Source organism: Bacillus sp. WC2503 (assembly GCF_052682895.1).
The window spans coordinates 3,614,922-3,637,753 of record NZ_JBQYMD010000001.1 but is presented as its reverse complement, the minus strand read 5'-3'; the positions used below and the strand labels follow the sequence as shown (position 1 = coordinate 3,637,753).

Below are 22,832 nucleotides of genomic sequence, written 5' to 3'. Positions count from 1 at the left end.
AATTTATTCTATTTAATAAATACAAAGTCAATTTTCAATAAAAGGTGATTCGATGGCAAATGAGCAAGTACTAACAGCTGAACAGGTACTCGAGAAAGCAAGTCAATATTTAGCGGTTGAAGATATTGAGCTAGTGGCACGTGCTTATGAATATGCACGCGATGCACATAGCGAACAATATAGAAAATCGGGTGAACCATATATTATTCACCCAATTCAAGTTGCAGGTATTTTAGTTGATTTACACATGGATCCAGCTACAGTATCGGCAGGTTTCTTACATGATGTAGTGGAAGATACAGAGATTACATTAGAAGATATTGAGCGAGAATTTAATAAAGAAATCGCTATGCTTGTCGATGGTGTTACAAAGCTCGGAAAGATTAAATATAAATCTCATGAGCAGCAACAAGCAGAAAACCATCGCAAAATGTTTATCGCAATGGCTCAAGATATTCGAGTTATTTTAATTAAACTAGCTGATCGTCTTCATAACATGCGTACATTGAAACATTTGCCTCAAGAGAAGCAGCGTCGCATTGCGAATGAAACGTTAGAAATCTTTGCACCTTTAGCACATAGACTCGGAATTAGTACTATTAAATGGGAGTTAGAGGATACGTCACTTCGCTATTTAAATCCGCAACAATATTATCGTATTGTAAATTTAATGAAGCGTAAACGTGCAGAGCGTGAAGAATATTTAGATGAAGTAATGACTGGTATTCGTGAGAAATTAAAAGAAGTTTCCATTCAACCTGAGATTTCTGGAAGACCAAAACATATTTACAGTATTTATCGTAAAATGGCATTGCAAAATAAACAGTTTAATGAAATTTACGATTTACTAGCTGTACGTGTCGTTGTAAATAGTATTAAAGATTGTTACGCGGTGCTTGGAATTATTCATACTTGCTGGAAGCCAATGCCAGGTCGTTTCAAAGATTATATTGCAATGCCGAAAGCAAATCTATATCAATCTCTTCATACGACGGTAATTGGACCGAAAGGTGATCCGCTAGAAGTGCAAATTCGTACGAAAGAAATGCACGAAATTGCAGAATTCGGTATCGCGGCACATTGGGCGTATAAAGAAGGAAAGACCGCAGAAACAACAGGTACATTAGAGAAGAAACTAACTTGGTTCCGTCAAATATTAGAATGGCAAAATGAAGCTTCTAATGCAGAAGAGTTTATGGAGTCATTAAAAATTGATTTATTCTCTGACATGGTATTCGTCTTCACACCGAAAGGCGATGTAATGGAATTACCACTTGGATCTGTTCCAATTGACTTTTCTTATCGTGTCCATTCAGAAATCGGGAATAAAACAATTGGTGCAAAAGTAAATGGGAAAATGGTGACCCTTGATTATAAATTAAAAACGGGTGACATCATTGAAATTTTAACATCGAAACATTCGTATGGCCCAAGCCAAGATTGGGTGAAACTTGCTCAAACATCTCATGCGAAAAATAAAATACGTCAATTCTTTAAGAAACAGCGTAGAGACGAAAATATTGAAAAAGGCCGTGAACTTGTTGAAAAAGAAGTACGTGGTCTAGAGTATGAGATGAAAGAAGTGTTAGCTCCTGACAATTTAAAACGTGTTGCCGAGAAGTTTAATTTTGCAAATGAAGAAGATATGTTTGCAGCAGTTGGATATAGCGGAATTACAGCGTCGCAAATTGTTACGCGACTAACGGACAAGTTCCGTAAGCAGCGTGAAGAAGAAGAAATTGTTGAAGTTAAAGAAGTTCGTAAACCGATGAAAATTCGAAAATGGGATTCTGGTGTAAAGGTAAGTGGTGCTGACAATTTATTAATTCGTTTGTCAAAATGCTGTAACCCAGTTCCAGGTGATGATATCGTTGGGTATATTACGAAAGGTCGGGGCGTATCGATTCACCGTCGTGATTGTGTAAATATTCATACAGAAGAAGCTGTAGAGCGCTTATTAGAAGTAGAGTGGGAAGGTAGCCCTGAAAAAGAAATTGAATACAACGTTGATATCGAAATTTCAGGCTATGATCGCCGTGGTTTATTAAATGAAGTATTGCAAGCTGTTACAGAGACGAAAACATACATTTCAGCTGTTTCTGGTAGAAGTGATCGTAATAAGATGGCAACAATTAATATGTCGATCTCGATTCGTAACTTACAACACTTGAAAAAAGTAGTAGAACGCATTAAGCGTGTTCCTGAAATTTATGCAGTACGACGCATGATGCATTAATAGGGAGTGTAGAAAAGATGAGAGTTGTTTTACAACGATCAAAAGAGGCGTCTGTCACAGTAGATGGTGAGATTGTAGGACAAATTCCATTCGGTTTAACATTACTAGTTGGCATTACGCATGAAGATACTGAAAAAGATGCAACGTACATTGCGGAAAAAATCGCGAACTTACGCATCTTTGAAGATGAGAGCGGAAAGATGAACCATTCTGTACTCGATGTAGAAGGACAAGTTCTATCAATTTCGCAATTCACATTATATGGCGATTGCCGCAAGGGAAGACGTCCAAACTTTATGGATGCTGCGAAACCTGACTATGCAGAGCATTTATACGATTTCTTTAATGAAGAAGTTCGTAAACAAGGATTGCATGTAGAAACAGGGAAGTTCGGTGCAATGATGGACGTTTCTTTAATCAATGATGGTCCGGTGACCTTAATTGTAGAAAGTAAATAGTATGGCCTAAGAAGAGAGGATTATATAATCCTCTCTTTTTTATACTTTGTTGTATGTTTTGTTCATTTATCCCGCTATTTGTGGGCAGTAAGAACCCCACCTCAAAATTCAGCGGAAGCAAAGAAGTTAGGGGGCGGGCTGCCCGTAAAAGCCCGATTGGTGAGGGCTGATAATCAGTGGGGGATGAACAAAACCCCCACTGATTAAAGTTTCACTTTATCATAGGATTAATTCGAAGGGGAATAAAAGGAAAAGAAGGTGTAGCATGCTTCAAGAATTCAATATAACTTTACGTTTTATGCTAGAGTTATGTGTTCTTGGGATTGTTGGATACTGGGGATTTCGGGTAGGAACAATAACGGCTATAAAAATTACACTTGCTATTATTTTTTCGATTGTTGTTGCAGTCATTTGGGAGCTATTTGGAGCTCCGCATGCAGAGTGAGAAGTACAAGGTATATTGCATGTATTGTTAGAGATTATCATGTTTGAAGCGGATGTTGCAGCGTTGTATCATTTGAAGCATCCTATGCTGGCGAGTGGATTGGTAACTATTATTGTTATAAATCGAATGCTGATGTTGATTTGGAATCAATAGCTTGGGTTATCCATTATATAGTATAATGTAAAAAATGGTAAAAACATTCGGATGTATGTGTGAAAAGGGGAGATAGTATATGAATTGGTCAATCTTTAAAGATTTGAAATTTTCATTGCGATTTAGCTTAGCTATTTTTTTACATGCATTAGGAGTTACTTTCGCAGTGCTAAGTTACAGTACTTGGGCAGTATTTGTAATAGCAGCAATGGTTGTAACAACCTTTATGATTCAAAGAGCGGATTATTTATATAAAAGTGGTATGGAATAACGTTATTCGTTTATACGTATAACTACCTCATCAATATGGAACAATAAAAAGTAAAACATCCATATTGAATGTGAGGGATATACGTATGCGTATGAATGAAAAAGGGCATTCTGTTACAAACGGTGCAAATCAACTGTTTAACGTGAATTTTCATGATTTTATTTCAAAAGAACAAAACAATACTTCGATGGAGCTTGCTTCTGAGTTTGGAATTTCTCTTCAAGATGTAAAGCGTCTTAAGAAGCAGATTGAACGCTCTTAGAACACTTGACAATCGTACTCAACAAACGTATAGTAATTTTATATTTACATATGAATATAACCGTTGATAGAGAAGAGTAAATGAGATACACATGGAAAGAGAGGAGATGTCTTAGGCTGAAAACATTTCTACATGATGACTGATTGAATGACACTCTAGAGGTTTCAACTTGAACGGCATATATGCTTAGTAGGGATGAACGCACATTTAAGCGTTATTAAAAAAGTGGAAGCATACGTGCTTCAATTAGGGTGGCACCACGGGTATAATACTCTCGTCCCTACTGTTCAAACAGTAGAGGCGGGAGTTTTTTTATTTTTATTAAGATTAAAACAATTTGAGGAGGAACTGAATATGTCTATTCAAATCCCACGCGGAACGCAAGATATTCTTCCAGGCACTGTTGAGTTATGGCAGTATATCGAAGGGCAAGCACGCGAAATTTGCCGTCGTTACAATTATAAAGAAATTCGCACACCAATTTTTGAACACACTGAGTTATTTTTACGTGGTGTTGGTGATACGACAGATATCGTACAAAAAGAAATGTATTCATTCCAAGATCGTGGTGAGCGCAGTTTAACATTACGTCCAGAAGGTACTGCACCTGTTGTACGTTCTTACGTTGAAAACAAAATGTTCGGTGACGCAACGCAACCAACAAAGTTATACTATATCGGTCAAATGTTCCGTTACGAAAGACCACAAGCAGGTCGCTATCGTCAATTCGTACAATTCGGTATTGAAGCAATCGGTAGTAACGACCCTGCAATTGATGCAGAAGTAATTGCACTTGCTGTAGAGTTTTACCGCGGCATGGGCTTAAAAAATATTAAAGTTGTATTAAACAGCTTAGGTGATGCAGCGAGCCGTCAAGCGCACCGCGATGCATTAATCGCTCATTTTGAGCCACGCATCGGCGAGTTCTGCTCTGATTGCCAATCTCGCTTAGAAAAGAATCCACTTCGTATTTTAGACTGTAAGAAGGACCGTAACCATGAATTAATGGGTACAGCACCATCTATTACAGAATACTTAAACGAAGATTCAGCAGTATACTACGATAAAGTTCAAGAACTATTAACTATGATGGATGTTCCATTTGAAAAAGATCCTAACTTAGTGCGTGGTTTAGACTACTATCAACACACTGTTTTTGAAATTATGAGTGAGGCAGAAGGTTTCGGTGCTATCACTACATTAAGCGGTGGTGGCCGTTATAATGGACTTGTACAAGAAATCGGTGGACCAGAAATGCCAGGTATCGGTTTTGCGATGAGTATTGAACGTCTAATTATGGCGCTAAAAGCTGAGAACATTGAGTTACCAATTGAACATAGTATTGATTGTTACGTTGTAGCTCTTGGTGAAAAAGCGAAAGACCATGCTGCGAAAGTTGCGTTTGATCTTCGTAAAGCTGGATTATCAGTCGAAAAAGATTATTTAGATCGCAAAATGAAAGCACAATTTAAATCAGCAGATCGTTTAAATGCGAAATTTGTAGCTGTATTAGGGGAAGATGAGCTAGATAAAGGCATCATTAACTTAAAAGATATGGCAACAGGCGGACAAGAAGAAGTAGCATTAGATGTATTTGCTTCATACGTAGCAGAGAAATTAATATAGGGGGAACTTACAGTGGCTGAAAGAACACATGCATGTGGAAAAGTAACAGTAGAAGCTGTTGGACAAACAGTTCAATTAAAAGGTTGGGTACAAAAACGTCGTGACTTAGGTGGATTAATCTTCATCGATTTACGTGACCGTACAGGTATCGTGCAAGTCGTATTTAACCCAGAAACATCAAAAGAAGCACTAGAAGTAGCAGAAACGATTCGTAGTGAATACGTATTGCACGTAGAAGGTACAGTTGTTGAACGTGGTGAAGGCGCAATTAATGACAATATGGCAACTGGTCGTATTGAAGTACAAGCAACGAGAGTAAACGTATTAAACGCAGCGAAAACAACACCAATCATTATCGCTGATGATACAGATGCATCAGAAGATGTGCGTTTAAAATATCGTTACTTAGACTTACGTCGTCCTGTAATGTTTAATACATTCAAAATGCGTCACGACGTAACGAAAACAATTCGTAACTTCCTAGATACAGAAGACTTCTTAGAAGTTGAAACTCCAATTTTAACGAAGAGCACACCAGAAGGAGCTCGTGACTATTTAGTACCAAGCCGTGTACACGACGGTGAATTCTATGCATTACCACAGTCACCACAATTATTTAAACAACTTCTTATGGTCGGCGGATTTGAGCGTTACTATCAAGTAGCACGTTGTTTCCGTGACGAAGATTTACGTGCGGATCGTCAACCAGAATTCACGCAAATCGATATCGAAGCTTCATTCTTAACGCAAGATGAAATTTTAGATATGATGGAGCGTATGATGACGAAAGTTATGAAGGATGCAAAAGGTGTAGAAGTTAGTGCACCATTCCCTCGTATGAAATATGCTGATGCAATGGCTCGCTACGGTTCTGATAAGCCAGATACACGCTTTGAAATGGAACTAACAGACCTATCTGAATTTGCAGCAGATTGTGGATTTAAAGTATTTACAAGTGCTGTAGAAAGCGGCGGACAAGTAAAAGCAATTAATGCAAAAGGTGCCGCAAGCAAATACTCTCGTAAAGACATTGATGCATTAACTGAATTCGTAAAAGTATACGGTGCAAAAGGTCTAGCTTGGCTTAAAGTGGAAGAAGACGGCTTAAAAGGACCGATTGCGAAATTCTTCGGCGAAGAAGATGCAAAAGCGTTAATGAGTACATTAGAAGCTACTGCTGGCGATTTATTACTATTCGTAGCAGATAAGAAAAGCGTTGTTGCAGATAGCTTAGGTGCACTTCGTTTACGTTTAGGTAAAGAGCTTGAGTTAATAGATGAAAGTAAATTTAACTTCCTATGGGTAACTGATTGGCCACTTCTTGAGTACGATGAAGATGCAGATCGTTACTTCGCAGCTCACCACCCATTCACAATGCCATTCCGTGAAGACGTTGAGCTATTAGAAACAGCACCAGAAAAAGCACGTGCACAAGCATATGACCTTGTATTAAACGGTTATGAGCTTGGTGGCGGATCACTTCGTATTTACGAGCGTGACGTACAAGAAAAAATGTTTAAAGCGCTTGGATTCTCACAAGAAGAAGCGCAAGAACAATTCGGATTCTTATTAGAAGCATTCGAATACGGTACACCACCACACGGCGGAATTGCATTAGGTTTAGACCGTCTTGTTATGTTACTTGCAGGTCGTACGAACCTTCGTGATACAATTGCATTCCCGAAAACAGCAAGCGCAAGTTGCTTATTAACAGAAGCTCCAAGCCCAGTTGCAGAAGCTCAGCTTGAAGAACTGAACTTAAAATTAAGCTTGAAAGAAGAGAAGTAAGAATAGGGTCTAGATGGTTATACTATAGCCGTCTAGACTTTTTTTGAGAGGAAGTTTAAAAAGTCCGGTTTAGATAACTGTCGCATTTCGTCGTTGCTTCGCCAGTTCGGTGCTCGAGTAGTAAAGCTACACTGCGCTCCTCCTAGCATACGTGCCTCGATCTGCTCGGTTCTCTAAATCCTCCTTTTTAAACGTATATTGAGAGGAAGTTTAAAAAAGTTCGGTTCAGATGGCAGTCGCATTTCGTCGTTGCTTCGCCAGTCCGGTGCTCGAGTAGTAAAGCTACACTGCGCTCTTCCTAGCATACGTGCCTCGATCTGCTCGGCCCTCTGAATCCTCCTTTTAAAACGTGTATGTAGGAAGAAATAAAAGTCCGGTTTATATTATGTTTTTGTTTGAAATATGTATTTTTAGGAATTCTATAACTTTTTCTATACAAATAGTCGGAAAAACGCTAGAATACATGGTAGACCATTTTTGTAATAGGAGTGTAGAGCTGAATGTTACATCAATTTTCACGTAATGAATTAGCCTTCGGTAAAGAAGGACTTGAAATATTAAAAAATAGTACAATCGGTATTTTAGGAATTGGCGGCGTAGGATCATTTTCAGCTGAAGCGTTAGCGCGTTCTGGTGTAGGACGTCTCGTATTAGTTGATAAAGACGTTGTAGATATTACAAACGTAAACCGTCAAATTCACGCTTTAGTATCTACTGTAGGGCGTTCAAAAGTAGAATTAATGAAAGAGCGTATTGCAGACATTAATCCGGAATGTGAAGTAATTGGATTAGAAATGTTTTATACAGATGAAACATATGAAGAGTTCTTTAAACACGGTTTAGATTTCGTAGTGGATGCATCTGATACGATTACGTTCAAAATCCATTTAATTAAACAATGTTTACGTCGTAAAATTAAAATTATCTCATGTATGGGTGCAGCAAATAAAATGGACCCAACTCGTTTCCGTATTGCGGACATTTCTAAAACACATACAGATCCGATTGCGAAAGTAATTCGTACGAAGCTTCGTAAAGAGGGTATTAAAAAAGGTGTAAAAGTTGTCTTCTCTGACGAAAACCCAATCGTAATTCGTGAAGAAGTACGTAAAGAAATCGTACCAGACGAAAATGCAAAAATTCGTAAGGCGAAATTACCACCTTCTTCAAATGCATTCGTACCATCTGTGGCAGGCTTAATTATGGCAAGTCACGTTGTACGTGAGCGTATTAAAAACGTAGAAGTGAAGCGTGTAGGGCAAGAATAAAAGGAAAGCATATATCCATTTCGGATATATGCTTTTTCTATGTTTTAAAGAATTATTGATATTTGCATCACTACTAGTTCAAATGTAAGTAAGGTTAATAAGTAATGATCATATTTATCTGATTTATAGGCGGATGTATTTTTTAGACTGTTAATGGTGAAAAGAGCTAAAGTCAGGACGAGAAGGCCAAGAGTTATAATGACATTACAGTAAAAATTATCCAATATATTTTGGGAGTTTCCTTGTATGACAGGGAGAAATGTTATTGTCAATTTTTGTCGTTAAATCGATATTTTTTTTCGAATCGTTGATATATTGCAAGTTGTGATAGATATATTTGAAAAATCGTTGATATATTGCAAGTTACGATAGATATATTCGAAAAATCGTTGATATAATTTCATTTACCGATATATCTATATACGGTTCACCGAAAACAAACAAGGATGTCACTTAATCAAAAAAGTGACATCCCTGTTTTTAATTCTCTGCAGAATAAATAATATCTAAATTCCCGTTTTGATCGGTTTTGAAAATGGGAGCAATCTGTTCTTCTTGTTCTTCAACTGAAACAAGTTTTCGAGCACGATCCATAATTCTAACAAGCATTGCATAATCTTCTTCGATTGCTTGTTGTTTTTTTGTGAGTACCGCTAATTTTGCTTGAAGTTCATGATTCGTTTTTTGCAAGGAAGTAAGCTGATCTTGTAATACCTCATTTTCAGTTTGCAACTTTGCGGTTGAAGGGTTATTATGTTCCATGTTTTGCAAAAATGAGATGACATTTTGCATTGTAAGTTCCTGTTGACTTGGCGTGATATTTTCTGAAAACTCGGCATCGATTACGAGCTGCCGAGTTTGTGTAAACTGCTCTTTTTCTATTTTAGCTTCAGAACGTTTTAATTCTTTACGTTGTTTTTTTGCAATCTGTACCGCATCTTCGTAATTCGCTCGTACTTCAGCATTCCATCTAAAACCGCAAGCTGCTGAAGTGCGGTTCAAAGCATCGCCAACTTCATCGAATGCTTTGATTTGTGTACTGCCGCTACGAATATGTCGTAAAACAGTTTCTGCTAAAAGGAGATCGTCTTCTCTTGTCCATGCATCTTGACGTGTTTTCATAAGCGAAGCCTCCGTAATGGTGACGTTTTCGTTTATGTTACCCTTTATTTTTCGTTTTATTCGAACTTTGTAATCTTTCATAAACAGTAGAAAGTGCTTGCTCAAATTTCCCTGTTGTTTTCGGTTTATAATATTGCTTGTTTTTTATTTTATCAGGTAAGTATTGTTGGTGTACCCAGCCATTTGGATGGTCATGTGGATATAAGTATCCAATGCCTCGACCTAACGATTCAGCGCCTTTATAGTGACTGTCTTTTAAATGACCTGGAATGTCACCTGTTTGACCGTTACGTAAATCGTGCAATGCAGCATCAAGTGCTTTATAAGCTGAATTTGATTTTGGTGATAAGCATAGCTCGATAACGGCATTTGCAAGTGGTATGCGTGCCTCTGGGAATCCAACTCGTTCAGCTGACTCGATCGCTGCAAGTGTGCGCGGTCCAGCTTGCGGGCTAGCAAGTCCGATATCTTCATATGCCATAATAAGAAGGCGTCTACCGATACTTTGTAAATCACCTGCTTCAATAAGGCGTGCTAAATAATGAAGTGCTGCATTTACATCACTTCCGCGCACTGATTTTTGAAATGCCGATAATACGTCATAATGAGCATCTCCACCTTTGTCATGAACGAAACTCTTTTTTTGTAAGCATTCTTCTGCGATTTCTAGCGTGATTTCCGCAGCTTTGTCGTCAGTTGTAAAGCTAGATAAAACAGCTAATTCAAGTGCATTATAAGCTGAACGCATATCTCCGCCTGATGCATTTGCAAAGTGATGTAATGCTCCATCCGTAACAGTTACATCATATTCCCCAAGCCCTTTTTCTTTATCTTCAAGAGCTCGTTTTAAACCAATTAAAATATCATCTTCTGTTAGTGCGTGTAACTCGAAGATTTGACATCTGCTTCGGATAGCAGAGTTTATCGCATGGAATGGATTACTCGTCGTTGCACCGATTAAAGTAAGGAGTCCACTTTCTAAATGAGGTAATAGAAAGTCTTGTTTCGCCTTATCTAACCTGTGAACTTCATCTAAAATTAAAACGAGGTGTTGATGCATCTTCGCTTCTTGTACGACAACTTCCATATCTTTTTTATTGTGAGTAACAGCATTTAATAGGCGAAACGGTGTTCCAGTACTTCCCGCAATTGCGCTAGCTATTGATGTTTTTCCTGTACCTGGAGGACCGTATAAAATCATAGATTGAAAATGATTTGCTTGGACCATTCGCCGTAAAATCTTTCCTTCACCAACTAAATGCTGTTGTCCAATAATTTCTTGAATATTTGTAGGGCGCATTCGATGTGCGAGTGGTTGTTTCATTTTTACCGTCTCCCTTACTATATAATCTCATTCTATCGTATCATTTTTTTTAGTGGAATTTGAAATAGGATGCTGTTTTATGGGAAAGATGAATATAAATATTTTCATTTTTCTTTCAATTTTAATAATTCCCGAGTTTTTCAATGTGATTTTATGTTATCATTTTGATACACAAGTTGAAATTTCTTATAATACTATATTATGCTATAATTTCATAGGATTTTAAATTGTGTTCTTTTATAAAGTGAAACTTTAATCAGTGGGGGTTTTGTTTATCCCCTACCTAACTTCTTTGCTCCAGCCGGATTTTGAGGTGGGAGTTTTACTGCCCGCAAATAGCGGGATAAATAAGATATAACCAATAGAAGTGAAAATTTGAAAAGAGGTGCAAAATAGATGAAGATTTCAACAAAAGGCCGCTACGGCTTAACAATTATGATCGATCTTGCAAAAAAGTTTGGTGAAGGTCCGATTTCATTAAAATCAATCGCACAAGCACATGACTTATCGGAACATTACTTAGAACAATTAATTTCACCACTTCGTAACGCTCGTCTTGTAAAGAGTACGCGTGGTGCATATGGCGGATATGTATTATCTGATCAACCGGCTAACATTACAGCTGGGGATGTAATCCGTGTACTAGAGGGTCCAATTAGTGTTGTAGAAATGATAGAAGAAGAAGAACCAGCACAGCGCCAATTATGGATGCGTGTTCGAGATGCGGTGCAAGAAGTGTTAGATAGTACAACTTTAGAAGATTTAGTGCGTTATGAGGAAGAAAATCACGGGGGCTATATGTTTTACATTTAATTCCTTGTGAAACGATTTGGAAAGAAGGAGATTTAATGGAACGCATTTACTTAGATCATGCTGCGACATCTCCGACTCACCCAGAAGTGGTCGAAAAGATGATTCCATATATGACAGAAACATTCGGAAACCCGTCTAGTATTCACTTTTATGGACGTCAAGCGCGCCATGCAGTAGATGAGGCGAGACGCGTGTGTGCAAAAAGCATCCATGCGAACCCGAATGAAATTATATTCACGAGCGGTGGTACAGAAGCTGATAATTTAGCGCTTATAGGTGTAGCACGCGCAAACCGTCATAAAGGTAACCACATTATAACGACGGAAATTGAACATCATGCGATTTTGCATACGTGTGAATTGCTTGAGCGTGAAGGGTTTGAAGTGACATATTTACCTGTCGATGAAACGGGGCGTGTTCAACTTTCTGACATACAAAAGGCATTAACAGAAGAGACAATTCTTGTATCTATTATGTTTGGGAATAATGAAGTAGGGACGATGCAATCGATTGCGGAAATAGGAAAACTGCTAAAAGAGCATCAAGCTTATTTCCATACAGATGCGGTACAAGCTTATGGTTTAGTAGAAATAAATGTGAAAGAGTTTGGGATTGATTTATTATCAATTTCAGCGCACAAAATTAACGGGCCAAAAGGCGTAGGGTTCTTATACGCTAGTGCAAATTTGAAATTTGAACCGTTATTAATAGGCGGAGAGCAAGAAAGAAAACGCCGTGCTGGTACTGAAAATGTACCTAGTATTGTCGGACTTCAACATGCAATTCTTTTAGCTGAAAAAACTCGTGAGCAAAAAAATGCCCAATATGAAGAGTTTAAAGATATAATGGTATCTGTCTTCAAAAATGAAGGCATTACTTTCGAGGTAAACGGAAACTTGGAATATCGCTTACCACATGTGTTGAATATCAGTTTTACAGGAATGAACATTGAACCATTTCTTGTGAACTTAGACTTAGCTGGCATTGCAGTATCAAGTGGTTCTGCTTGTACAGCTGGTTCGATTGATCCATCACATGTATTAGTGGCGATGTTCGGAAAAGACTCCGATCAAATACGTTCATCCGTACGCTTTAGTTTCGGTCTTGGAAATACGAAAGAGCAAATTGAAAAAGCGGCGTACGAAACAGTGAAAATCGTGAAGCGATTAACACAAAATTAGCATGGGAGGTGACATGATGAACAAACTACCTCATGAAACACGCGTTGTCATCGGGATGTCCGGTGGCGTCGATTCATCTGTAGCAGCTCTTTTATTAAAAGAGCAAGGTTATGATGTGATCGGAATTTTTATGAAAAACTGGGATGATACAGATGAGAATGGTGTCTGCACAGCAACAGAAGATTACAATGATGTAATTGAAGTGTGTAACCAAATCGGTATTCCGTATTATGCAGTAAACTTTGAAAAACAATACTGGGACAAAGTATTTACGTACTTCTTAGATGAGTACCGAGCTGGTCGTACACCAAACCCAGATGTAATGTGTAACAAAGAAATTAAATTTAAAGCATTTTTAGAGCATGCAATTGCGCTTGGTGCTGATTATGTAGCGACAGGCCATTATGCACGTGTTGCTTATATGGACGGCGAATATAAAATGCTTCGCGGCGTTGATGACAATAAAGACCAAACGTATTTCTTAAATCAATTAAGCCAAGAGCAATTATCAAAAACAATGTTCCCATTAGGTGAATTAAAGAAACCGCAAATTCGCGAAATGGCGACAGAAGCTGGTTTAGCGACAGCGGCGAAGAAAGATAGTACTGGTATTTGCTTCATTGGCGAGCGTAACTTTAAAGATTTCTTAAGTAACTATTTACCAGCGCAACCAGGTGTGATGCAAACGTTATCTGGTGAAGTGAAAGGAAAACATGACGGTTTAATGTACTATACAATTGGACAACGTCATGGCCTTGGTATTGGTGGTAACGGTGATCCATGGTTCGCTGTTGGGAAAAACTTAAAAGACAACATTTTATATGTTGATCAAGGATTCCATAATGAACTTCTATATGGTGATGAAGTTATCGCTACGAATGTAGGATGGGTAAGTAACAAAGCAAAAGAAACAGAATTTAAATGCACAGCGAAATTCCGCTATCGTCAAGCAGATAATAAAGTAACGGTTCAAATTGTTGATGAAAATACAGTTCGTATTCTTTGTGATGAGCCAATTCGTGCGATTACGCCAGGCCAAGCAGTTGTTTTCTATGATGGAGATGAGTGCTTAGGCGGCGCTACAATTGATGAAGTATATCATAGTGGTAAGAAATTAGATTATTTAGGATAAAACGAGAAGCCTCTGCCGATTAGCGGTTAGAGGTTTCTTTTATATAAAGCGAATTTTCGTTCGCTTGGAAAATACATTCTTTGTTATAATTTGTTGTAGAGGTGAAGGACATGTCAAACAAACTTGAAACAGGTATTCAATATATGCAAGAAGGAAACTGGGAAGAAGCAGCTAAAAATTTTACAGAAGCAATCGAAGAAAATCCGAAAGATGCGCTTGGATATATTAACTTTGCGAATTTATTAGATGTATTAGGTGATAGTGAACGAGCAATTTTATTTTATAAGCGTGCATTAGAGTTAGATGATAAATCTGCGGCTGCTTATTATGGCTTAGGAAACGTATATTACGGTCAAGAGCAATTTGCAGAGGCAAAATCTGTATTTGAACAAGCAATGCAATCGGGCTTACAGTCAGCTGATGTAACATTTATGTTAGGTATTACACATGTGCAACTTGGAAATGATCGTCTTGCATTACCATTTTTACAAAGAGCGACGGAATTAGATGAAGACGATGTAGAAGCTGTTTTCCAATGCGGACTTTGCTTCGCGCGACTAGAACATATTCAAGAGGCAAAACCTTATTTTGAAAAGGTATTAGAAATGGATGAAGAGCATGCAGATGCGTATTATAATTTAGGTGTTGCGTACGTATTTGAAGAAAATAACGAGAAAGCTCTTACTTTATTTAAGAAAGCAACTGAAATTCAGCCAGACCACTTTTTAGCTGGTAATGGTATTCGTTTATTAGAGCAAGAAGCTGAATAAAGTGAAATAATAGTTTAATGCGCAGTTACCCCTCATCTAAAGATTGTGAAAGAGGTGGGGGATGTACTGCTCATTAAGGTGAAAAGAACTCGGGAAGGAGAGGAAAGATGGGAAATCAACATGCCATGGATTTGTTTGAGGAAGAGAAAAAATTTATAAAAGCGCAAGTTCTTCATACCATTTTCCACAACGAAGAAAACCTCTATTCCGTTGTCAGTATGAAAATCATTGAAACGAATGAAACATACGACGAAAAAAAAGTAATGATAAACGGTCATTTTCCCCGTATGCATGAAGATGAAGTGTTTACATTAACAGGTCATTTTAAAGACCACCCGAAGTATGGGAAACAATATTTAGTTGAAACGTTTAAGAAAGAATTGCCGCAAACAAAAGCAGGTATGGTGCAATATTTAGCGAGCGATTTATTTAAAGGGATTGGAAAGCGTACGGCTGAAAAAATCGTAGATCACCTTGGTGAGCATGCCATTTCTAAAATTATGGATGATCCTGATGCGTTAAATGGTGTTGTTAACAAACAAAAAGCACAGGAAATATATGAGACAATTGTGGAGCATCAAGGGTTAGAGAAAGTAATGAGCTTTTTAAATGGTTACGGTTTTGGAACGAAGCTTTCTATTAAAATTTATCAGCAATATAAAGAAATGACATTAGAAGTGATTCGTAATAATCCATATCAACTTATTGAAGAAGTGGACGGGATTGGTTTTGGACGAGCAGATGATATAGGACGTGCGTTAGGTATATCGGGTAATCATGATGACCGTGTACGTGCGGGATGTTTTTATACGTTAGAGAATGTTTCACTGCAGCTCGGTCACGTTTATATGGGGAAAGATCAACTTGTAAGAGAAACGATGTCACTTTTAAATAATCAAGAAGGTAGAGTGACTGAGGAAGACATTATAGGCTGTGTTGAAATGATGCAAAGTGAAGGGAAAGTCATCATTGAAGAAGAACGAGTGTACTTAGCATCGTTATTTTACTCTGAAAAAGGTGTTGTAAAGTCTATTCGTAGGCTTATGAATCAAGAGGAAACCCCTTCATTTCCTGAAGCAGAAATGTTAAAAACATTAGGTGAAATTGAAGAACAGCTGAAGGTGCAGTATGCACCGTTTCAGCAAGAAGCAATTCAAACGGCACTTCATAAGCCGATGATGTTATTGACAGGTGGACCAGGAACGGGGAAAACAACAGTTATTAAAGGAATTGTTGAAATGTACGCGTCCTTGCATGGGGTATCATTAAATCCGAATGAATACAGTGATGATAATCCATTTCCAATATTATTAACGGCTCCAACAGGAAGAGCAGCGAAGCGAATGAGTGAATCTACCGGGCTCCCTGCTTGTACAATTCATCGTCTGCTTGGTTGGACGCCAGAAGGGTCTTTCCAGCGTAATGAAACCGATCCAGTTCAAGGGAAGTTACTCATTATTGATGAGTTTTCGATGGTAGATATTTGGCTTGCAAATCAGCTATTCAAGTCACTTCCGACAAATATTCAAGTTATCGTTGTAGGTGATGAAGATCAGTTGCCATCTGTAGGACCTGGACAAGTGTTAAAAGATTTATTAAATGCAGGAACCATTCCAACGGTAAAACTTACAGAAATTTATCGTCAGGCGGAAGGTTCGTCTGTTATTCAGCTTGCCCATGCGATAAAAGACGGAACACTTCCACCGGATTTAGCTCAAAATAAAAAAGATCGTTCATTTATCAGCTGTGCAGGGGCTCAAATTGTTGAAGTTGTAAAAAAAGTATGTGAAAACGCGAAGACGAAAGGGTTTAGCGCAAGAGATGTCCAAGTGTTGGCACCTATGTACCGCGGACCAGCAGGTATTAATGTGTTAAATGAAGCTCTTCAAGAAGTGTTTAATCCGAAAAAAGAAAAAAGTAAAGAAATTGCCTACGGTGACGTTGTGTATCGAAGAGGTGATAAAGTACTTCAATTAGTCAATCAGCCGGAAAGCCAAGTATTTAATGGTGATATTGGAGAAATTGTTTCGGTGTTTTATGCAAAAGAAAATGTTGAGCAACAGGACATGATTATCGTTTCATTTGATGGAATCGAAGTAACGTATACAAAGCCGGATTTAAATCAAATTACCCATGCATATTGCTGCTCGATTCATAAATCACAAGGTAGTGAATTTCCAATAGTTATTATGCCGATTGTAAAGAGCTACTACCGTATGTTACGTCGTAATTTAATTTACACGGGCATTACAAGAAGTAAGAAATTCCTTATTATTTGTGGGGAGGAAGCGGCTTTTCAATCCGGTGTAAATCGCCTTGACGATGCAATGCGTCAAACGACTTTAGCTAGTCGTTTGCAAGAATCACAAGGAGAGGTGCAGATGGTAACGGTTAATGGCGAGGAAATGGACGTGGAAAACATTTCACCGTATGATTTCATGTAACGAGGTGAAATTATATAGTGAAACTTTCAAACGTATAACGTTGAAAGGCTCCAGCAATGTATAAATGAATGGGGTTTGGACATAATGGCGAATAGAATCTGGGAGACTGTAAGGAGATGAAAGCCATATGTTTATTTGTCCAAATTGCAAAGGGAAAGACATCGGAAAAATAGGTGTCAACCAATTTTATTGCTGGAATTGTTATATCGAATTATCGGTTTCAAAGGGGAAAATCCATACGCATCAAGTAGAGGAAGATGGTTCATTAAGCTCTCTTGATGATTTATTTGATGAGAACGAAAGAACGATCGGATAACGAAAAGGGGGATTTACTTTGAATCTACGCAATTCATTAATCGCATTAGGTGTTGGAGCTGCAGCATATCAATATGCTCGCAAGCAAGATGTATTTTCAAAACGCAATATGAAAAAAGCACGTAAGATGATTAAATCTTATTTATAAACGTAAAAAACTCCCTTCATGATAAGGGAGTTTTTTTATGCGCTCGTATGCAAATATAAAAGTCCAATTTCAGAGAAGAGATAAGATAGACCGTAACACCCAACACCAAGCATTCCGTAATGAAATAATTGCTTCGCCCTCTCTTTTCGTGAGGAACGAATAAAGAAACCTTTCCAAATACCAAATCCGATACAAACCCATTCAAGAATCATAAAAAGTGCTGATAATACGAGCATAAATAAAACCATTATGAGTCCTCCTGATTATATTGTTTCATGCTGCATTCTCAGGGATGGTTGTCCTTGTTATGTTATGTATATGTACGTCTTTACAAAACAGTATGGTCTGTATGAAAAGATTTTAAAAGTTTTGCACATAACCTACCCTATTTATTTTCAAAATAAAGGTGGAGGAGGTTTTTCGTGTGAAGAATCTTAAAATCATTTGGATATACCGTTTAGGATTATTGTTACTTGTATTTCTTTGTTTGCTTGTCTTCTTAAAGATCAAGCCACTATGGGCGCCGATTATTTTTGTATGTAAAGTGGCGATTACACCGTTTCTTATCGCTTGTTTTATTGCGTATTTATTGCATCCTTTAATTGAAAAAATTCATAAGGAAGGGATGCCGCGCACACTCGCTATTTTGCTCATTTACATCCTGTTCTTTGGCGGGATTGGCTATGGGATTTATAAAGGAACGCCAGTTGTTATTAAACAGTTACAAGAAATTAATGAACAATTTCCGCAGTTCACAAAAATGTATGATTCTTGGATGGATGGCGTTACAGAACAAACAGCGAATTTCCCATCATTTATTCATGAAAAGGTAAAGCAAATTTTCGTTGGTGTAGAAATGAAGATACAAACGCTTTTAAATAAAGTTATGAGCACAGCCCGTGGTGTACTGGATTCATTGCTCATTATTTTCTTGATTCCGTTCATTGTATTTTACATATTAAAAGATTACGGTGAGTTTTATCATATCTTTTGGAAACTAGTTCCGAGTAAGTGGCGTAGTACGGGTCAAATGCTTGCGAAAGAAATTGATAAATCACTCGGAAGTTATATTCGAGGACAGTTATTTGTTTGCTTAGTATTAGGGGGAGTATCTGTTCTTTCTTTTTGGTTTATCGGTATGAAGTATCCATTGCTGCTCGGCATTATTATTGGGGTAACGGATATAATCCCATACTTTGGTCCTATTTTAGGGGCGATTCCCACGTTGATGATTGCGGCAACGGTATCAACGAGTTTACTCATTAAGGCGGGGATTACAATTGCTATTTTGCAATTTTTGGAAAGTAACATTTTATCGCCTTACATCGTTGGTAAGTCGCTTCGTATGCACCCCGTTATTATTATGCTTGCCTTACTAGTTGGAGGAGAGATAGCCGGGATTGTAGGATTGCTAATATCGGTTCCGATTTTAGCAGTTATTCGTACAGTGATTGTTCATGTGAGGCCTCTTTGGAAAAGAGAAGATGTTTAAAATGAAGCCCTCTATTTAAAAAATAGAGGGCTAATCATATGATTATTTAGGGAGCTGATTTTTTATTTTTTGAACAAAAGAGCTCACATCAGTTGTTTGAATATGTTTTATTCTTTTCCATTCCGTATCATACATAAATACAATTTGATTGCTGAAAAGGTGCTTTTGTTCTTTTAGATTAGAAATTTTTGCGAAAGCGTACTCTTCAAATGTTGGATTCTTACTTACATCTGGTCCATAAAAGAATAGCCTTTTGTCCGTTAAAATCAATAGGCCTGGCCTTGCGACGGAACGATAAATAAATATGTCTAATGAACATGCTGCATAAAAAAGAATTTTTTCATCAGTTGTTAACATTTCTCTAGCTTGATTCAATAAAGTTGTCATTGTAATCGCTCCTTTATTGTTAATAATTTAATTATAACAAATAATGTAATATTTAGAAATTTGCATAAAGTATTTTTTGTGAGGAGATTCCTATTTAGTAATAAATGCATAATATATTGAAAGGCTGTTAAGAATGAATAGTAGAATAACTATGAGTAATAAACAATTGATACAATATAAATGATTATCTACATTGACAAACTTAAGAGAATTCTATTATATTTAGTCATATAATACATTAAATCAATGACGGAACAAGTACGTTACAGTCCATTTGTAGAGAGAAGCTTCCACTGGCTGAAAGGAGCTTTAAATGAAGGGTAACAGAAAGCTAATCCTGAGAGCAGCTAATCACTGCCGTCTTGCCACGTTACGGCACCATGAGGTGATGAATTGATTGTTATAATAATCAATTCATAATTAGGGTGGTATCGCGAGTTAACTCTCGTCCCTTTTATAGGGGCGGGAGTTTTTTATATTTAAGGAGGAAAATACAATGAAACAACTAACAGGCGCACAAATTCGTCAAATGTTTTTAGACTTTTTCCAAGAAAAAGGACATGCAGTAGAACCTAGTGCATCACTAGTCCCACATGAAGATCCATCTCTTCTATGGATTAACAGTGGTGTAGCAACATTAAAAAAATATTTTGATGGACGCGTAATCCCGCAAAATCCACGTATTACAAATGCTCAAAAATCAATTCGTACAAACGATATTGAAAACGTAGGGAAAACAGCTCGTCACCATACATTCTTTGAAATGTTAGGGAACTTCTCGATCGGTGATTACTTCAAAGAAGAAGCAATTACTTGGGCTTGGGAATTTTTAACGAGCGACAAGTGGATTGGATTCGATAAAGAATTACTATCAGTTACAATCCATCCGGAAGATGAAGAAGCATTTACAATTTGGAATGAGAAAATGGGTGTTCCAAAAGAGCGCATCATCCGCTTAGAAGAAAACTTCTGGGATATCGGTGAAGGACCAAGTGGACCGAATACAGAGATTTTCTATGATCGCGGGGAAGCTTACGGTAATGACTTTAGTGACCCAGAATTATATCCGGGCGGAGAAAACGAGCGTTACTTAGAAGTATGGAACCTTGTATTCTCTCAATTTAACCATAATCCAGACGGTTCATATACACCACTTCCTAAGAAGAACATTGATACAGGGATGGGTCTAGAGCGTATGACATCTATCGTTCAAGATGTACCTACGAACTTTGATACGGATCTATTCATGCCAATGATTGGTGCAACAGAATCAATTTCTGGTGAGAAGTATCGTAATGGAGACTTAGAAAAAGATATGGCGTTTAAAGTCATTGCTGACCATATTCGTACAGTAACATTCGCTGTTGGTGATGGTGCTCTTCCATCTAACGAAGGCCGTGGTTATGTATTACGTCGTTTATTACGCCGTGCTGTTCGTTATTCTAAGAAATTAAACATCAACCGTCCATTCATGTTTGAATTAGTACCGGTTGTTGGAGAAGTAATGAAAGACTTCTATCCAGAAGTACTGGAAAAGAAAGATTTCATCGCAAAAGTTGTGAAAAATGAAGAAGAACGCTTCCACGAAACACTTCATGATGGTGAAGCAATTTTAGCTGAAGTTATTGCAAAAGCGAAAGAAGAAAAAACAACTGTTATTTCTGGCGTAGATGCGTTCCGTTTATACGACACGTACGGTTTCCCAATTGAATTAACAGAAGAATATGCAGAAGAAGCTGGTATGACAGTTGACCATAAAGGTTTTGAAGCTGAAATGGAAAAACAACGTGAGCGTGCACGTGCTGCTCGTCAAGACGTTGATTCTATGCAAGTTCAAGGCGGTGTACTTGGTGAAGTTAAAGTAGCGAGCGAATTCGTTGGTTACGGTACAGTTGCAACAGAAAGTAACATTGTTGCACTTGTGAAAAACGGTGAGTATACAGATAGCTTACAAGCAGGTGAAGAAGGACAGTTAATGCTTGATGTAACACCATTCTATGCTGAGAGCGGCGGACAAATTGCAGACCGTGGTTACCTTCTTGCTGATGGCGTGAAAGTTGTTGTAAAAGATGTACAAAAAGCACCAAATGGTCAAAACTTACACAAAGTAGTTGTGGAAGAAGGTACATTAACGAAAGGTGCGGCTGTAAAAGCTGTTATCGATACGAAAAACCGTAGTAGCGTTGTGAAAAACCATACAGCAACTCACTTACTACACCAAGCGTTAAAAGATGTACTTGGAACGCATGTTAACCAAGCAGGTTCTCTTGTAACTTCTGAACGTTTACGCTTTGACTTCTCTCACTTCGGTCAAGTACAAGCTGACGAATTAGAAAAAATTGAGCGTATCGTAAACGAGAAAATTTGGGAAAGTATTAACGTTGAGATTTCTCAAAAATCAATCGAAGAAGCGAAAGAAATGGGTGCAATGGCATTATTCGGTGAAAAATACGGTGATGTTGTACGCGTTGTACAAGTAGGCGATTACAGCTTAGAGCTTTGCGGTGGTTGTCACGTTGATAACACAGCTTCTATCGGTATTTTCAAAATCGTTGCTGAGTCTGGTATCGGTGCAGGAACTCGTCGTATTGAGGCGGTAACTGGTAAGTCTGCATACGAATTAATGAACGATCAAGTAGGTTTATTAAAAGAAGCAGCAGGAAAAATGAAAACAAATCCGAAAGATATTTTAACGAGAGTTGATGGCTTATTTGCTGAAGTGAAACAACTTCAAAAAGAAAATGAATCTCTTGCTGCAAAATTAAGCAATATCGAAGCTGGAAACTTAACTGATTCAGTAATGACAGTTGATGGCGTAAACGTATTAGCAGCGAAAGTAAATGTTGCAGATATGAACAACTTACGTACGATGATGGATGACCTTAAAAATAAATTAGAGTCTGCAGTTGTTGTATTAGTGTCTGTAAATGACGATAAAGTAAACATTTTAGCTGGCGTAACGAAAGATTTAATTAGCCAAGGTTACCATGCTGGTAAACTTGTGAAAGAAGTAGCTTCTCGTTGTGGCGGTGGCGGTGGTGGCCGTCCTGATATGGCTCAAGCGGGCGGTAAAAACCCAGCACAAGTTGAAGAAGCTTTAGCATTTGTACAAGAGTACGTTAAATCTGTTTCAAAATAAAGAGATAGTAGTGTACAATGGTAGGGAGAGGAGAAGTTCTTCTCCCTATACTTACTAT

General features: G+C 37.8%; 20 protein-coding genes, 1 pseudogene and 2 other annotated features. Of the genes and pseudogenes, 17 read left to right on the top strand and 4 right to left on the bottom strand.

Translation table 11 applies throughout. The annotated features are described in order from the left end of the window. The first annotated feature begins 52 nt into the window (after positions 1 to 52). The 8 genes and pseudogenes from relA to ACUN26_RS18630 all read left to right on the top strand — a co-directional run bounded on the left by relA (position 53) and on the right by ACUN26_RS18630 (position 8,507). The gene (gene relA / locus ACUN26_RS18665) at positions 53 to 2,236 is read left to right on the top strand and encodes a GTP diphosphokinase (protein WP_001262805.1); all 2,184 of its coding nucleotides are present in this window, start codon (positions 53 to 55) and stop codon (positions 2,234 to 2,236) included. A 17-nt stretch (positions 2,237 to 2,253) separates the two neighbouring features. Further along, positions 2,254 to 2,694, top strand: a complete 441-nt coding sequence (locus tag ACUN26_RS18660) for a D-tyrosyl-tRNA(Tyr) deacylase (RefSeq protein WP_001266954.1) — start codon at positions 2,254 to 2,256, stop codon at positions 2,692 to 2,694. Between the two features lie 265 nt (positions 2,695 to 2,959). Then, positions 2,960 to 3,292, top strand: a pseudogene (locus ACUN26_RS18655) (YrdB family protein). A gap of 79 nt (positions 3,293 to 3,371) precedes the next feature. After that, the gene (locus tag ACUN26_RS18650) at positions 3,372 to 3,563 is read left to right on the top strand and encodes a hypothetical protein (RefSeq protein WP_001104578.1); all 192 of its coding nucleotides are present in this window, start codon (positions 3,372 to 3,374) and stop codon (positions 3,561 to 3,563) included. A gap of 85 nt (positions 3,564 to 3,648) precedes the next feature. After that, on the top strand, positions 3,649 to 3,825 hold the full coding sequence (locus ACUN26_RS18645) for a hypothetical protein (protein ID WP_001242605.1): 177 nt from the start codon (positions 3,649 to 3,651) through the stop codon (positions 3,823 to 3,825). A 54-nt stretch (positions 3,826 to 3,879) separates the two neighbouring features. Further along, positions 3,880 to 4,110, top strand: a binding site (T-box leader). A 69-nt stretch (positions 4,111 to 4,179) separates the two neighbouring features. Further along, on the top strand, positions 4,180 to 5,451 hold the full coding sequence (gene hisS, locus ACUN26_RS18640; RefSeq protein ID WP_033657340.1) for a histidine--tRNA ligase: 1,272 nt from the start codon (positions 4,180 to 4,182) through the stop codon (positions 5,449 to 5,451). Positions 5,452 to 5,463: 12 nt separating this feature from the next. Then, on the top strand, positions 5,464 to 7,239 hold the full coding sequence (gene aspS / locus ACUN26_RS18635; RefSeq protein ID WP_000840918.1) for an aspartate--tRNA ligase: 1,776 nt from the start codon (positions 5,464 to 5,466) through the stop codon (positions 7,237 to 7,239). A 500-nt stretch (positions 7,240 to 7,739) separates the two neighbouring features. Next, on the top strand, positions 7,740 to 8,507 hold the full coding sequence (locus ACUN26_RS18630; protein WP_000903173.1) for a tRNA threonylcarbamoyladenosine dehydratase: 768 nt from the start codon (positions 7,740 to 7,742) through the stop codon (positions 8,505 to 8,507). 480 nt (positions 8,508 to 8,987) lie between these two features. On the opposite strand, the gene ACUN26_RS18625 is transcribed toward ACUN26_RS18630, so the two are convergent. Next, a complete protein-coding gene (locus tag ACUN26_RS18625; RefSeq protein WP_000857728.1) occupies positions 8,988 to 9,629 on the bottom strand; it encodes an RsfA family transcriptional regulator in 642 nt (213 codons plus the stop codon). Between the two features lie 37 nt (positions 9,630 to 9,666). After that, positions 9,667 to 10,953, bottom strand: a complete 1,287-nt coding sequence (locus tag ACUN26_RS18620; protein WP_000812907.1) for a replication-associated recombination protein A — start codon at positions 10,951 to 10,953, stop codon at positions 9,667 to 9,669. Between the two features lie 396 nt (positions 10,954 to 11,349). Here ACUN26_RS18620 and cymR point away from each other — a divergent pair, with 396 nt between their 5' ends. The 7 genes from cymR (at position 11,350) to ACUN26_RS18585 (ending at position 17,756) form a co-directional block, all read left to right on the top strand. After that, positions 11,350 to 11,766, top strand: a complete 417-nt coding sequence (gene cymR / locus ACUN26_RS18615; protein ID WP_000704116.1) for a cysteine metabolism transcriptional regulator CymR — start codon at positions 11,350 to 11,352, stop codon at positions 11,764 to 11,766. A gap of 35 nt (positions 11,767 to 11,801) precedes the next feature. Then, positions 11,802 to 12,947 carry a cysteine desulfurase family protein gene (locus ACUN26_RS18610; RefSeq protein WP_000439899.1) on the top strand — a complete coding sequence of 382 codons (1,146 nt, stop codon included), beginning with the start codon at positions 11,802 to 11,804 and terminating at the stop codon, positions 12,945 to 12,947. Between the two features lie 16 nt (positions 12,948 to 12,963). Continuing rightward, positions 12,964 to 14,079 carry a tRNA 2-thiouridine(34) synthase MnmA gene (gene mnmA, locus ACUN26_RS18605; protein ID WP_001038014.1) on the top strand — a complete coding sequence of 372 codons (1,116 nt, stop codon included), beginning with the start codon at positions 12,964 to 12,966 and terminating at the stop codon, positions 14,077 to 14,079. A gap of 110 nt (positions 14,080 to 14,189) precedes the next feature. Then, complete coding sequence (locus ACUN26_RS18600) at positions 14,190 to 14,849, top strand: tetratricopeptide repeat protein (RefSeq protein WP_000066402.1); 660 nt, start codon at positions 14,190 to 14,192, stop codon at positions 14,847 to 14,849. Between the two features lie 107 nt (positions 14,850 to 14,956). Continuing rightward, positions 14,957 to 17,293 (top strand): SF1B family DNA helicase RecD2, encoded by a 2,337-nt coding sequence (gene recD2 / locus ACUN26_RS18595; protein WP_000528060.1) that lies wholly within the window; start codon positions 14,957 to 14,959, stop codon positions 17,291 to 17,293. A 127-nt stretch (positions 17,294 to 17,420) separates the two neighbouring features. Then, positions 17,421 to 17,609, top strand: a complete 189-nt coding sequence (locus ACUN26_RS18590; protein WP_000469281.1) for a hypothetical protein — start codon at positions 17,421 to 17,423, stop codon at positions 17,607 to 17,609. A gap of 18 nt (positions 17,610 to 17,627) precedes the next feature. Continuing rightward, positions 17,628 to 17,756, top strand: coding sequence for a YrzQ family protein (locus tag ACUN26_RS18585; RefSeq protein WP_001053553.1), 129 nt, complete (start codon positions 17,628 to 17,630; stop codon positions 17,754 to 17,756). 35 nt (positions 17,757 to 17,791) lie between these two features. Here ACUN26_RS18585 and ACUN26_RS18580 read toward each other — a convergent pair whose 3' ends face one another. Beyond that, positions 17,792 to 18,004, bottom strand: coding sequence for a hypothetical protein (locus tag ACUN26_RS18580; protein ID WP_000242555.1), 213 nt, complete (start codon positions 18,002 to 18,004; stop codon positions 17,792 to 17,794). 176 nt (positions 18,005 to 18,180) lie between these two features. On the opposite strand from ACUN26_RS18580, the gene ACUN26_RS18575 reads away from it, so the two are divergent. Further along, complete coding sequence (locus tag ACUN26_RS18575) at positions 18,181 to 19,248, top strand: AI-2E family transporter (RefSeq protein ID WP_000793112.1); 1,068 nt, start codon at positions 18,181 to 18,183, stop codon at positions 19,246 to 19,248. 42 nt (positions 19,249 to 19,290) lie between these two features. Here the strand turns inward: ACUN26_RS18575 and ACUN26_RS18570 are convergent, their stop codons facing one another. Next, the gene (locus ACUN26_RS18570; RefSeq protein ID WP_000209540.1) at positions 19,291 to 19,635 is read right to left on the bottom strand and encodes a PH domain-containing protein; all 345 of its coding nucleotides are present in this window, start codon (positions 19,633 to 19,635) and stop codon (positions 19,291 to 19,293) included. A 237-nt stretch (positions 19,636 to 19,872) separates the two neighbouring features. After that, positions 19,873 to 20,091: a binding site (T-box leader), on the top strand. A gap of 40 nt (positions 20,092 to 20,131) precedes the next feature. Between ACUN26_RS18570 and alaS the strand changes: the two genes are divergently transcribed. Further along, positions 20,132 to 22,774 carry an alanine--tRNA ligase gene (gene alaS, locus ACUN26_RS18565; protein WP_000811807.1) on the top strand — a complete coding sequence of 881 codons (2,643 nt, stop codon included), beginning with the start codon at positions 20,132 to 20,134 and terminating at the stop codon, positions 22,772 to 22,774. Positions 22,775 to 22,832 lie beyond the last annotated feature (58 nt).